This window comes from Zhongshania borealis (genome assembly GCF_039539625.1).
Lineage (GTDB): Bacteria > Pseudomonadota > Gammaproteobacteria > Pseudomonadales > Spongiibacteraceae > Spongiibacter > Spongiibacter borealis.
This window is the reverse complement of sequence record NZ_BAABDM010000001.1, coordinates 403,162-417,863: the sequence shown is the minus strand read 5'-3', so window position 1 is coordinate 417,863 and position 14,702 is coordinate 403,162. Positions and strand designations below refer to the sequence as shown.

Annotated in this window: 7 protein-coding genes; all 7 read left to right on the top strand. The window is 45.6% G+C overall.

Annotated features, from left to right (window positions below):
• The first annotated feature begins 494 nt into the window (after nucleotides 1–494).
• The 7 genes from ABD836_RS01925 to ABD836_RS01895 all read left to right on the top strand — a co-directional run bounded on the left by ABD836_RS01925 (nucleotide 495) and on the right by ABD836_RS01895 (nucleotide 14,676).
• Complete coding sequence (locus ABD836_RS01925; RefSeq protein WP_344932068.1) at nucleotides 495–776, top strand: hypothetical protein; 282 nt, start codon at nucleotides 495–497, stop codon at nucleotides 774–776.
• Entirely contained in the window at nucleotides 776–2,527 is a 1,752-nt protein-coding gene (locus ABD836_RS01920) for a type IV secretion system DNA-binding domain-containing protein (protein WP_344932066.1), read from the top strand. Before ABD836_RS01925 ends, ABD836_RS01920 begins: the two co-directional genes overlap by 1 nt.
• Before the next feature lie 5 nt (nucleotides 2,528–2,532).
• Complete coding sequence (mobF, locus tag ABD836_RS01915) at nucleotides 2,533–5,034, top strand: MobF family relaxase (protein WP_344932064.1); 2,502 nt, start codon at nucleotides 2,533–2,535, stop codon at nucleotides 5,032–5,034.
• Between the two features lie 308 nt (nucleotides 5,035–5,342).
• Complete coding sequence (locus ABD836_RS01910; RefSeq protein WP_344932062.1) at nucleotides 5,343–8,795, top strand: DEAD/DEAH box helicase family protein; 3,453 nt, start codon at nucleotides 5,343–5,345, stop codon at nucleotides 8,793–8,795.
• Nucleotides 8,796–8,854: 59 nt separating this feature from the next.
• A complete protein-coding gene (locus ABD836_RS01905; protein ID WP_344932060.1) occupies nucleotides 8,855–10,429 on the top strand; it encodes a type I restriction-modification system subunit M in 1,575 nt (524 codons plus the stop codon).
• Entirely contained in the window at nucleotides 10,426–11,616 is a 1,191-nt protein-coding gene (locus ABD836_RS01900) for a restriction endonuclease subunit S (protein ID WP_344932058.1), read from the top strand. The genes ABD836_RS01905 and ABD836_RS01900 overlap by 4 nt, the downstream gene beginning before the upstream one ends.
• A 9-nt stretch (nucleotides 11,617–11,625) precedes the next feature.
• Entirely contained in the window at nucleotides 11,626–14,676 is a 3,051-nt protein-coding gene (locus tag ABD836_RS01895; protein WP_344932057.1) for a DEAD/DEAH box helicase, read from the top strand.
• Nucleotides 14,677–14,702 lie beyond the last annotated feature (26 nt).

The window sequence follows — 14,702 nt, the reverse complement described above, 5'->3', positions numbered from 1 at the left end:
CTATGCATTAAGATTTTTTAGCCCGAAATTCACGAAGTAATTTGGATTTCATACTTCCGATTATACGCTGTGGATACGCTCTACCTTGCATTTAGACGGGAGGCACTACTGTGTCTGAAAAAAAAGAACCAACAACCTGCAAGCCAGAACACGACCTTAATGATACCCCACACTGCCCTACAGCACTACCCTTTGCCATTACGATTAATGGGTTTGGTGAGCCAAATTTTGAACCCATAATCAATATCATCGAGCAACTTCCCCAGCAGCAAGAAATGTACTTTTCGCGCAATGACTCACATCCGAAAATACCGTCTTGTTATTTCTCAGACACTACGCATCCGATTGGATGCAATCCTAGACCTGCAAGCAGGTCATCGCTAACACCCACTGGCTTTGCCGCCAGCACACACGCTGTCGGACAAGCGCCTTCTACCACCACCAGCAGACATGATAACCATCAGTGTTTACATGGTACTACAGAGGTATAACTGATGGGATACTCTAAAACACCAACCGTATCAGTGCGCTTTCCTGGCTCTGAGTATGCCGCATTATGCCAAGAAGCCGAAGACCAAAACATCAACGTTTCGGAAACACTTAGGCGATCGTGGCGTCAGCACCATCAAGCCATGAAAATTGAGCAACAACTTCTAGCTATGGAGCAACGCTTAACACGCAACATAGTTGAGACCGTTTTTCTTGCCTGCAACCTCAACACCGAAGAGCAAGCGGACTGCAAACAAAAATTGGCGATGATAGGAGTAACTTATTAATGACCAATCAAAATCTAGCACCGACTCAAAGACGACAACATTGGGCGTCTATTTGGGTTATTTTCGGCATCGTGTTTACCACCATTTTTTCTGGTTTATCGATCTGGTCGTGGGATTGGGTCACTGGCTGGGGTAGCCTCCAGGAACACTGGCCGTTCACCCAAGTAAAAGACCTCCGTGTCATGCAGATGTGGCAACACCAGGCGCGTCTCTACTGGAAGGATTATATTGCTCACCATGATTTACAGTTACATTTCGCCGGGCATGTGGGTATCCCTGCTCTGTTGGCTCTCATACCCGCCATCTTCTGTGCTCGATTTGCTTACGTGCCGGGGGGCTACGATCTGATACGCCACATAGCAGGAGCACGCCGCTATGAGTATAAACAGGCAATCAAGCATGCCCAACGAAAGCTTAAGGAAGATTGTAAAGTCAATGCCACTGCCCCAGGTTTATTTCTCCACCCTAAACTGGCTATCCCCAGGCGTGGTGCTGAAGAGCAGAACCTGCTTCTTGTCGGCGGCCAAGGCGCCGGTAAAACAGTCTTGGTTCGGCCACTCATTAAACAGGTACGTGAACGCAATGCGCGTATGTTTATTTATGATGAGAAAAAAGAGTTTACCAGTTGGTTCCTCGATCAGCATACCATCCTGATTGCCCCTTGGGATGTCCGCTCCAAACCGTGGAATATCGCAGCAGATGCCACCACAAGCCAAGCTGCAATGTTGATTGCCGAGTGCATGATCACGTTAGCCAAAGGTGATAATGCCGTGTTTTCTAAAGGTGCACGACTTCTATTCTGCGGCATGATCATTATTCTTAATTCCACCCGCACCCAATGGGGCTGGGAAGAACTGGCCGAACTGCTCTCTACATCAGAAACAGATCTGCTAAAGCTGTTAGAACAGCACTACCCACGCACCAGCTCGTTTATTATGGAAAATAGCCGCACCACCCAAGGATTTTTCATCGATATTGCTACCGAACTTGATTTCATTCACGAGCTGTCCAAAGCATGGCCCACCGCTTATGTAAACGGTTTTTCTATCACGCTGTGGGCAGCAAATGAGAGTAGCACAACACGCACTGTGATTGTACAAGCTGATAAGCGCTTTCGGCATATCGGCGCACCTCTATGCTCCGCTATGATTGGACTAATGACCGCAACCATACTGTCACAAGAGAACAGTTTTTCACGTGAACTATTTTTATTCCTGGATGAACTAGCAAACCTAAAACCCACCCCATACCTCTTGGAGTGGTTAAGTTTAGGGAGATCCAAAGGCTGCCGCTGCATCGCCGGCACCCAGTCTGTCAGTGCTCTGCAGACCGACGAGATGTATGGCGAAAAAGGAACTGATGCCCTGCTCTCTTTGTTCGGCCTGTTCATTGCCCTGCGCATGTCTGGTATTGGAAAATCCGCCAAATACTGTGCCGAAGCCTTTGATGCACGACAAGTAGAGCGCCCAAACAGCTCTGCAGGCCCACAGAACACTCCCATCGATAACTGGCACGGTGACTCACAGGCACTGGTTACATCAGCAGACCTGATACAGAAATTACCTCAACCCGGCAGGCGTGGTGTGCATGGATTTTTACTGGTTCCCGGCTGGGGCGTGTACAAGCTGCGCTGGCCGCTTAACCCCTTGCCACAGGTAGCTAAAGAACATATCCCGGCTGTATGGCTTTCAGCTAAGCCCAAGGTCACATCACCAGAAAATGACACGGCTCGCCGTGGCCGCAGGCGGTAAGGCGTATGTTATCAGTCAATAAAATCAATGACCTTACGTATTACAGCAACCTCGCGAAGGAGGATTACTATCTTGCTGGCGGTGAACCGCCTGGATTGTGGGCAGGCACAGGGGCCACCATGCTCGGCTTACGTGGCCAGATTGATACAGCTGATTACCAAAACATTTACACCGGCTTTGCGCCCGACGGCAGCCCCTTATGTGAACGCGCAGGCGAAAATCACCGTCACGGCTTCGATTTTTGCTTCTCGCCCAGCAAATCCGTATCGGTGGCGTTTGCCCGTGGAAATTTCGAACTACGCCGACAGCTACAGCAAGCCCAGCTACACGCGGTAAGAGAAGCAATTTCCTTTATGGAAACTCATGCGGCTATTAGCCGTCGAGGTAAAGACGGCGTGTATCACGAGCAATCGGCCGGTTTAGTAGCAAGTTTGTTCGAACATTCCTCGAGCAGAGAACAACAAATGCAGCTTCATACACACTGCCTCATCGCCAATATTGCTCCGCGTTTTGATGACAGCTGGGGCACCATTGAGTCACGCTATTTGTTTTCCTGGCGCAAGGCTGCGGATGGAATTTATCAAAATGCGCTGGCTCAACAGCTTAAAACCCTGGGGTTCAAGCTAGAGTTTAATCAACATGCATTTGAGATAGCGGGTATCCCTCAGCACATTTGTGAGTATTACAGCAAACGTGCCGCCGCCATTGGGGTAGCGTTAGCCCTAGTGGGCGTAGACAGCAGCGCCAGTGCTATCGGTGATGCGATTAAGCTCAGCACCCGCGAGCATAAACAGGCGGTAGACCGCCCCGCGCTGTTCCAGAAATGGTCGCAGGAACTGGATGATTTTGGGTTTACGTTTGAGGACTTGCAGGCCACTCGACAGAACAAACGCGAACCCACTACACCGTTACCAATCCAAGCTATTTTAGAGAATGCGGTCGCTGAGCAATCCGTGATTCGCTTGCAGGATGCTTATCTTGCGGTAGCACGATCGGCCCAACAACATGGCCATGACCGAGACTCTATTGAGCAGACAGTAATGCAATTACTCACTGATGGCCAGCTGGTCGAGCTGGGCAGGGACGAAGCTAAAAATCTGCTATTTAGCACACCGGCCATGATACGACTAGAACAGGAACTGTTTACACAAGCTCAACAACTACAGCAGCAAAGCAACTTTGCGATTCCTACGGAACAGGTGCAGCCGGCCATCGATAAAATCGAAGCTCGCAATGGTTTTCCACTTAGCAAAGAACAAGCACAAGCGGTTCATGCCGTGTGTTTAACAGGACTGGACGTTTTACAGGGTGTTGCCGGGGGAGGTAAAACGACATCAGTGGAGGCAATTAAAATCGTTTACGAGCACGCCGGATTTCAGGTGCGCGGAGCCTGCATTGCAAAGTCTGCTGTTAACCAACTCAAAAGAGAAACCGGTATACAGAGCAGCACCCTAGCCAAGCTTTTCGACCAGCTGGAACGTGGACAAACCAATTTAGCTAAAACGGTATTGGTACTGGATGAAGCCGGCCAGATTGGCTCTAAAGACCTGCACAAGCTAATGCAATACGTCATAAAGGCTGGCGCTAAATTGATTTTGGTTGGCGAAGACAAGCAACTTAATGCCATCAATCACGGCGGCTCGCTCAGGTTCTTGTCAGAGCAGTTAGGCACAGCCAGGATTGAAACGATCCGGCGGCAGCGCGATAAATGGGCGCGTGAAGCCGTCCAGCAACTGCGCGTAGGCAATGCCCTGCCCGCCCTGCAGGCTCATGACCAGCACAAATTGATACATTGGCATGACTCAAAGCTTGGCTGTATTGTGGATGTGGTGAACCACTGGCATAGCTACCAGCAACTCAACCCGAACAAGCAAGGCTTGATGCTTGCTAACACATGGGAGCAAGTCAACCAACTATCTAACCGCGCCCGCGCACTTTACCAAGCCGAAGGAAAAGTGGGCCAAGAGAATATTCCGCTCAAGTGTTGGGTTGCTGACCGGCCAATGGATTTTGATTTCTCCACCGGCGATAGAATCAAGTTGACTCGCAACGATTACCGCCGGAATTTAACCAATGGCACTTTAGGCTCGATTACCGGGATAGAGCGGCTAAGGAATGGCGCCTATCAGATTGGCATCAAGGCCGATGATGGGCGTGATTTAAGTATCCGCACAGATGAGTATTGTGATGATCACGGTAAAGTTTATATGGCGTTGGGATATGCCATGACTGTGTACTCAAGCCAAGGCTCAACGGTTAATGGCAACACATTTGTACTGTACAACCCACAGATGGACAGAGCCTCTTGCTATGTCGCTGGCTCGCGCCATAAATTTTATTGCCATTGGTTTGCAGACCGTACAGCAATCGATTTACTGGAAGAGCACGGCAATGATCAGGAGCGGCTCAACACGCTAGCAACTTTAATGAATCGGGATAGTCAGCCGCAAATGACGCTAGATTATGTGCACAAGAATGAACAGCAGGAGACGCTAGAAATAGCGTAGATATCGGACTGCGCTTGTGACCCCAACGCACCAACTGATCGTGCCGATAAGGCTGAAATTTAGATTGGGTATCCGTAGCTGCCGGTTTTCGCTTCACTAGGCCCTGATACCCTCTCACCTCCCAGCAAAAAGCCATATCTATCGTTCGTTGACGATTCTAGCTCAATATAATTGCAAATCCTGTTTAGTAATGGATTTATACCCTGTTTTCCTTATAAGATCGGGGGGTTCATTAGGCGGTAGATAATAAGTATTTCGAGGCAGATAAGAACAAATAACAACCAATTCAACGAATGGAAGCGTTTTGTATGAATTCACAGAATTTTGAGCACCTCAGGCCCCATTGGCCAGAGCTGGCAGACTTAGGTGCCCATGCAGAGCAATATGCCTTCGAAGACCCCCAAAGTGCCTTAATCAAGCTCCGTTGCTATGCTGAGAAGTTGGTCGGTATTGTTTACCTGCAATGGCGGCTCCCCAGCTACCCCAACGAAAAATTCATTGACCGTCTTGAGAATAATGCCTTTGCCTCTGTAGTTGATCAGGCGATTATCGATAAGCTCCATGCTATCCGCAAAGAAGGAAATAAAGCCGCTCACGAAGGTCGCTTTAGTAACGGCAGTAGTCTTTGGCTTCTCAAAGAAGCCCACATCCTTGCCTCCTGGTTGCTGCTATCACTTCAAAAAGGTTCCAAGTCCGATCTTCAACCCTTTGTAGAGCCAGCCAAAGCTAAGCCTGCCGGTGATACAGGCAAAGAAGCCAAGGCTCTTCAGCAGCGATTAAACGAGCACGAAACTCGATTACAGCAAGCACTAGAAGAATTAGAGACTTCGCAAAAAGCGGAATTGGAAGCCCAGCGCCAAGCCGCCAAGCTCAAGCAGCAAATTGATGAATCAGCCACCAAGTCCTACAAGCAAGCCAGTGATGAGGCTACTAACCTTCTCGAACTGAACGAAGCCCAAACCCGTCGCCGATTAATCGATACCGAGCTGCATAGCCGTAATTGGGACATCGATCTGGTCAATGGCAAAAACACTGAGCAGGTTACGCTTGAAGAAGAAGTGAATGGCCAGCCGACCAATACGGGTATTGGCTATTGTGATTATGTGCTTTGGGATGACAACGGCAAACCACTCGCAGTTATTGAAGCCAAGCGTACTCGAGAGAATGCGGAAAAAGGTCGCCAACAAGCCAAACTTTATGCAGATTCCCTAGAGAAGAAATACGGCCAACGCCCCGTCATTCTCTACACCAATGGTCACGACATCTATATCTGGGATGATGCCCAGAATGCTGCTCCTCGCAAAATCTACGGCTTCTACGCGAAAGAAAGTTTGCAGTACATGATTCGCCAGCGGTCAGAACGTAAGGATCTCAGCGCCACACCTATTGATACTGATATTGCTGGCCGCATGTATCAAATTGAAACAATCACTCGTGTTTGTGAGCGGTACTCAAAAAATCATCGTAAAGCCTTAGTCGTTCAAGCCACGGGTACCGGAAAAACCCGTGTGGCAATTGCCCTAAGTAAACGCATGATCGATGCCGGTTGGGCTAAGCGTGTGCTATTTCTCTGTGACCGGAAAGAATTACGTAAACAAGCGGGCAAAGCCTATAACGAGTTCCTGAGTGAACCGTTATATGTGGTGGGTAAAAGCAAAAAAGAAGATCGCTCCAAGGCGCGTATTTACGTTTCCACCTATCCGGGCATGATGACCATCATGGAAGATTTTGATCCCGGCTACTTTGATCTTATTATTGCCGATGAATCGCATCGCTCAATCTACAACGTGTTTGGCGATATTTTTAAATATTTTGATGCCCTACAGCTGGGCCTTACCGCCACACCGGTTGAAATGATTAGTCGTTCCACCAGTCAGCTATTTGGTTGTGATTACAAAATGCCCACCGCTAACTACCCACTGGAACAAGCGGTGGAAGAAGGCAATCTAGTGCCCTTCAAAGTGATCACGCATACTACGCAGTTTCTGCGCGATGGCATTCAAGGTCATAGCCTTACCGATGACCAAATCGCAGAGTTAGAAGAGCAAGGTTTAGACCCCAATGATTTAGATTTTAATGCGACCTCTATTGATAAAGCGGTATACAACAAAGATACCAACCGCGCCATCTTGCGCAACCTAATGGAAAGCGGCCAACGCTTGGCGGACGGCCAAACCCTGGGTAAATCCATGGTGTTTGCCCGCAATATTCAGCACTCAGAATTACTGGCCGAATTATTCACTGAGATGTACCCGGAATACGGCGGTAACTTCTGCCGAGTTATCCACTCAAAATACGAACGTGCTGAAGAGTTAATCGATGACTTCAAAGCTACCGATGGCAAAGACTCAGAAATCACCATAGCGATATCAGTCGACATGCTCGACACTGGCATCGATGTGCCCGAAGTGCTTAATTTAGTCTTCGCCAAGCCAGTAAAATCAAAAGTGAAATTCTGGCAAATGGTAGGCCGTGGTACGCGCCTTTGTGAAAACCTGTTTGGCCCCGGTAAAGATAAAGAGAAGTTTTTAATCTTCGATCACTGGGGTAATTTCGAGTACTTCGAGATGGAGCCCGAAGAGGAGGAGCCCCGCCAAAGTAAATCACTTAGCCAAAAACTGTTTGAAGCTCGCCTTACCTATGCAGAAGAAGCACTCAAGCGCGGCGAGATGGATAGTTTTGGAAAAATGATCGTGCTGATCAAGCAAGATATTGATGCGCTGGATGACAACAGTATTGCCATCAAAGATAACTGGAAGCTCAAACAACAACTCAGCCAAATCGATGTGCTTCACCAGTTTGCACCGGTCACTAAAAATCAGCTCTACGAACAAATGGCACTGTTGATGCAGTGGCGTAACATTCAGGGCGAGAGCGAAGCGCTAAAGTGGGATCTGGATCTAATCACTGCCCAATATGCTCGCCTCTGTAAACCTGACTTATTAGAGCCAGTCAAAGACCAAGTATTGATGAAAGTGCGCCAGCTCTCCATGCATCTTAACCAGGTAAGAGCCAAAGCCAACGAAATCAATGACGTTCAGCAAGACGACTACTGGCCAACTGCCACCTATGATGAGTTCGAACAAACTCGGCAAAGTCTACGGTCAGTTATCCATTTACGCGACAAAGGCCCCAAGCCACCACCGGAACCGATTTTGATTTTTGATATCAAAGAAAACCCCGCTGAATACAAAGTTGATGAGCGTAAAAGCAATATTCGCACCGTGGATTACGAAATATATCGTCAAGAAGTGGAGAAAACATTAACGCCGCTATTTGAAAAAGACCCGGTGTTACAAAAAATTCGCGCGGGCGAGCCAGTCACTGAGGCTGAGCTAGTAGCACTTAATGCTCTGGTGCATACGCAAAACCCGAATGTGGATCTTGGCCTGCTGGCGGAGTTTTTTCCAGAATCCAGTGCTGGGGTAGATCAGCTATTAAGAACCATTATTGGTTTGGATATTGAGGCTATTGAAAAACAATTTATGGCCTTTGTTCAAGAGCACCATATCAACCTCGACTCATTACAGCAGCGTTTTCTTGGCTTATTAAAAAGCGAGATCTGTCGCAAAGGACAAATGACCATTGCTGATTTGTATGAGCAACCGTTTAAAGTTTTACACCAGAATGGTATCGATGGCCTATTTCAAGATAAGCAGGCTGAACTCATCGCCCAATTTGTCTCGGGCTTTACCGTTGACGCAAACAAAACTAATCACCAAGTAACACTCGCCACGGCCAAGCCGATTACTGAGTCCTAACGAATTAATCTGTACCCCGCATGGTCGGGGTACAGTAACTAACAAATTGAGAACACTGAATGATCACAGGCGCACTAAAAAGTAATATCGATAAACTCTGGGAAGAGTTTTGGACCGGGGGCATTACCAACCCATTAACAGTCATCGAACAGATAACCTTCCTCATGTACGCCCGCTTGCTGGATATGAACGAAACCAGCGACGAGAAAAAATCCCTGCGCACAAAAAAGCCTTTTAAGCGCCGCTTTAACGACGAGCAGCAGCATATCCGCTGGCAAAACCTCAAGCATATCGAGTCGGCTGATAAGTTAATGGTGACTATTCGCGATGGATTATTTCCTTACTTTAAATTGAGTAGTGCCGAGAGTAATGAAGGCACCTTATTTGCCGAGTTTATGAAAGACGCTCAGCTGATGATTCAAAAGCCATCACTGTTGGTCAAGGCCGTTACCATGGTGGATGAATTGCCGTTAGACAAAGGCGATACCAAAGGCGACCTCTACGAATACTTACTCAGTAAGCTCACTACAGCCGGTATCAATGGCCAGTTCCGCACTCCGCGTCACATCATTCGCGCCATTGTCGATTTAATGAACCCATCCGTAACGGATCGTATCTGTGACCCTGCCTGTGGTACAGCAGGCTTCTTAAACACTACTTACGAGTTCATGCTGCAAAAATACAGCTCACCTGAAGGCACATTTACTGAAGTAGTAACAAACGAAAAAGGTGAGGGAGAAGAGCAAACGATCTATACCGGTGATCTGTTGGCTGTACACCGCAAACATGTCGATACCGATATGTTTCACGGTTTTGATTTCGATGCCACAATGTTGCGCATAGCAGCCATGAACTTGGTGATGCACGGTGTTGCTCAGCCTGACATTCACTATCAGGATACTTTAAGCCAGAGCTTTATCGAGCGCTTCCCACAAGCGGCTAAAGAAGGTTTTGATTTAATTTTAGCCAATCCTCCCTTTAAAGGCAGCTTGGATGAAGAAGACGTAGACCCAGAATTACTGCGCACCGTTAAAACCAAAAAAACCGAGCTGCTATTTGTAGCGCTGATACTTCGCATGCTGAAAGTCGGTGGGCGTGCGGCAGTTATCGTGCCTGATGGTGTGTTGTTCGGTTCCTCCAAAGCTCACCAGCAACTGCGTAAAACCTTGATTGAAGACAATCAGTTAGAAGCAATTATCAGCTTACCTTCCGGTGTGTTTAAGCCCTATGCCGGGGTTAGTACGGCGGTGATGATATTTACCAAAGGCGGTGAGACCGACAAGGTATGGTTCTACGATTTACAGGCCGATGGATATTCGCTGGATGACAAGCGCACACCACTGAAAGGCAAAGGTAATAATGATCTGCCAGATTTGATTGCACAGTGGAAAGATTATTCTTCCAAGGCGATTGCAGGTAAGTCTGTGAAATTCTGGGCCGATAAAACAGCCAAAGCTTTTAAGGTGGATAAGACTGATATCGCAAGTAATAAATATGATCTTTCGATTAATCGCTACAAGGAAGTTGTTTACGAAGAAGAGCAGTATGAATCTCCAAAGGTTATCTTGAAGAAGTTACAGAAGTTGGAAGAAGAAATCATGGCTGGCCTGTTTGAGTTGGAGGGGATGTTGTGAGCTTGGTATGTCAAAGTGTTCCGCTAGGTGATGTTTGTGAGTTTGTTAGAGGGCCGTTTGGGGGGGCGTTAAAAAAGGATGATTTTGTTAGTGAAGGCTATGCGGTTTATGAGCAGCAACATGCAATTTATAATCAGTTTGAGAAAATTCGTTACTTTGTTGAAGAGTCAAAATATCGAGATATGGCGAGGTTTGCATTAAATCCTGGTGATTTAATAATGAGTTGTTCTGGCACTATGGGAAAAGTGGCAATAGTCCCGGACGGCATCCCTGATGGGATTATAAATCAGGCCTTATTGAAAATAACGCCGACATCTTTGATTGATATAAATTATCTAAAATACTGGATGGAAAGTAATACCTTCCAAAATACTCTTAGTGATAATACACATGGTGCTGCAATAAAGAATGTTGCGTCAGTTAAAATCCTTAAGGCTTTGGAAATCCCCCTGCCACCCTTAAAAGAGCAAAAAAGAATCGTCGCTATCCTCGAGAAAACCGACAACCTACGCCGCAGGCGAAAGGAAGCCATGGCGCTTGCCGACAAATTCATCAGGGCGATTTTTTTGGATATGTTTGGGGACCCGGTTACTAATCAGAAAGGGTGGGAAGTTAAACCTCTGAAGGAAGTCGCGAGAATACAAATCGGCCCTTTTGGGACTCAATTACATAAAGAAGATTACATAGAGGGAGGTATCCCTCTTATTAATCCTACCCATATTGTGAAAGGAAATATTGTACCCAAATCAAACCTAACCATTGGCTTAGAAAAACATGCTAGTCTTCCTGAATACCACCTGAAAGCTGGTGATATTGTTATGGGGCGTCGTGGAGAGATGGGACGATGCGCTATCGTAGGAGATAAAGAAAGTGGATGGATGTGCGGCACTGGAAGTTTGTATATTCGACCAAATAAGGCTGGAGTGTTTTCAGAATATTTAAACAAGTTGCTTTCAAGCGATGCTGTTAAACGACATTTAGAGTCAGAGTCTCAGGGTGCAACTATGGCCAATCTGAATAAAACAATTGTTGGTAACATAGAAATTCCTGTTCCAAGTGATAAGGTATTAAGTAATTTTTCTGATGCAAAGGAAAAGCACCAAAAAATTAAGACTAACCTTATCAAGTTTAGCGATTTTTCATTAATTGAATCTTTAAGCCAAAAATTCTTCTCAGGTAATTTATAGGAAAATCAGTTGAAAGTACACGGCTCTACAATTAGTGACACACTATGGACTGGTTTACGCGGGTGCCAACAAGATAGCATTAAAATAGGATTGAAGTATTTAAAGGCGCCTGTACAGGAAAAATCGTGCCTATTATCCCTTCCAACAGGTGCTGGTAAAAGTGGTGTTATTTGCTCACTTTCTCACTTTTCTAAACATAAAAAAGTTTTAGTTCTTTGTCATAGGCGAGCAGTCTGTGATCAGCTTATAAAGCAGTTGTCAGGTTTGTTCTTTGAATTAGTTGCTGGCGGTGAGAAAATTCCTTCTAAAGAAGTATTTTCAAGCGTTGATGACACTTCAGCTGAAGGCGTCTATGTATCTACCTTTCAAAAATTACAAAGCATGGGCGCGGCTGAACTTCAGAGATTAAAAGACGATATCGATCTTCTAATTATTGATGAGGGGCACTCTGAGCCTTCACCTGTTTGGAGTCAAATAGCCCGTGGACTTGGTGCTCATAAGATCATTATTACAGCAACACCTTATAGAAACGATTTGTTTCAATTCGATATCGACCCTTTATCAAGTTATGTATTCACGTTTGAAAAAGCTCTTTCAGATGGAATCCTAGTGGATCCAGAATTTACGAATGTCCCTAGGGAAAAAATCATTGAACAGGTGTCCATTTTATTACAAGATCAGCCTGGCACAAAGTGTATCGTTAAATGCAAAGAGTTTGCGGATGTAGAGGGATATGTTGATTTATTCTCGCAATCGTTCAGAACATTGGGCATCCATGACAGATACACAGGCGATGACAGAGAAAATGTAAAGGCAATTGTATCCAAGACTATTGCAGAGTCTGACTGCCAAGTTATCGTACACCAGAAGAAGCTAGATGAAGGCGTAGATATCCCTCAGGCCAAAGTATTGGTTCTTACATATCCAGTGTCTAGTGGTAGAGAGTTAGTCCAGACCGTCGGGCGTGTGGTTCGTCTATACGATAATACAACGGCAAGCGTTCTTGAGGTTAATACTGAATCAAACAAACGAATGTGGGAGAATTATCGAGAGTTTGATACTTACATCTCTAGGGCCAATAATGCGAAGAAATTTCTTTCTTCGCTTGATACCGCAGGATTGATCGATAGCTATCTTTCAGCTTTTCCGGATGTTAGCTACTTTGAGTCAGGGTATAAGAAGAAATTTGACCTTAAGTCATTCGATCCTGAACGATCGCTTAAAATCCCCTTGGCTTCTGTTTGTTTTGTTCAGAAAAAAGTTGGCTTTACTCTAGACTCTATGATGGACAGGGTTTTTTGGGATTTTTCTAAGGCTGGAGAGCTTGTTGAACGAAGGCAAGATGTTTTAGGTGCTGAGTTAATACTGTCTATATCGTTCAGGAATTCTAAATTCCTTAAGGATGAACTGTTTTTTCAGCCGTCATTTGAAGTGTTTATAGCTAAGGCCGCCGGCGATTATGTTGCGGTATTTGATAGTAGAAGCAGAGACTTTTCATATGAAACTGATTTGCTTTTGGGTGCCGCTGTAGATGTGGATAAACTTCTTAATCTTGCTAATAGATCAGATAAGACGCGTACAAAAGAAGCTCATACACGTGCTATAAGTACAGCCGATAGAAGGCCAGAAGGTGTTTCTATAAAGGGCAATGACTTGGAACGTATGATTACTTCGCAAGGTAATGCATCTTATACGCTTACGACCCTAACTGTAGACAATATTAATAATCAGGATGTAAAACAAAGTAGTTATTATTTAGGCGTAGGTTCAGGCCGAGTATCTGACCAGAAAAAGAGAAATTTCACGCTGAAGGAATTATGTGAATGGATTGATGACATTGACACTGCCTTAAGCTCAAACCTTACGAATAGAAGTGGGTTAATAAACTCGTACGCAAAACCTGTTAAAGAGCAGCCTACTAATGAGCCATTGAGTGTACTAGTTGACCTTAGTGGTTTAGATCATGAAATTTTTATTACAAATAATGATCAAGTTTCTGTGATCGATAATCGTTTTGTTCTGTTTTCTTATGATAATGGTATTTCCCCACTGCCAGCGAGTCCTGACTATAAGCTGTCGCTGGAATATGACAAAAAGGAAAAGTGCCTAGTATTCACCAGTGAGATTGACCTTCCTTACGCATTTTCCGAAGCCACCTTGCAGGAAGGCGGTCATGATGGTCTGCTGTTAGATATCTTCAACAATGCAAATATGAAAGTACTTTACCCTGGTGGCTTGTCATACTTCGATGGCGAGTTTTATAGGGTTTCTCTTCCCAGTGAGTTAGGAGTTGATATTGGCGAAACTAAACTAGGAGGCGCGATAATATCTGTGCCCGAGTTGCAGGTCAACGGATTGACGGAGAAAGATGATGCGGCGGTTCAACAGGATAGCTTTGGTGTATCTTCAATTTTCTATCTCATTGATAAGCTAAAATCAGCGTCACTACAAAACCCTACACGAAATGAGATGGGTGTTTTCTATGATTATATACCAAACATCGACTTTATGCTCTGCTCAGATATGGGGACAGAACCAGCAGATTTTATTTTGTCGTCTCCTAATAAATTGGTTTTTGTTCACGTTAAGTGTGGATCAAGTGCTAACCCACAATCATCAGCTGGTGCGATAGCAGAGGTTGGTGGGCAGGCTATTAAAAACCTTGAAATGCTAGTTTCTCACAATCCAGATCTCTTGCCTGCAAATAGAACCAATATGCTGGGAAAATGGCCATCAACAGCAACACCAAATGCATTACAAGAACGGGTTAGATTAATTCTAAAATCCAGGTTTGATAACCCTGGTGATATTCAAGCAGCTCGCGAAAAACGGTTAGATGAGGCCCTGGCAGTTATTACTTCTAGAAGGAGTTCTGCCGCTGTTCGAAAAGAAATATGGATCGTAGTTGGTAGAGCGTTCTCTAGGGGTCACTTTGTACATCAAATGAGTCAAGGTAATCAAGCCGCTGGCATATCTCTGCAAGCGTATCAGCTCATAGATGGTTGGATGGCAACATGTTCCAGCGCCGATGTGGACTTAAAAATTTTCGTGTCTCCATGACCGTTATAGTCGATTAATATAGGCAA

Coding starts and splice junctions, on each gene's coding strand:
- mobF (WP_344932064.1), top strand. CDS start 2,533: ATGTTATCAGTCAATAAAATCAATGACCTTACGTATTACAGCAACCTC.
- ABD836_RS01925 (WP_344932068.1), top strand. CDS start 495: ATGGGATACTCTAAAACACCAACCGTATCAGTGCGCTTTCCTGGCTCT.
- ABD836_RS01920 (WP_344932066.1), top strand. CDS start 776: ATGACCAATCAAAATCTAGCACCGACTCAAAGACGACAACATTGGGCG.
- ABD836_RS01905 (WP_344932060.1), top strand. CDS start 8,855: ATGATCACAGGCGCACTAAAAAGTAATATCGATAAACTCTGGGAAGAG.
- ABD836_RS01910 (WP_344932062.1), top strand. CDS start 5,343: ATGAATTCACAGAATTTTGAGCACCTCAGGCCCCATTGGCCAGAGCTG.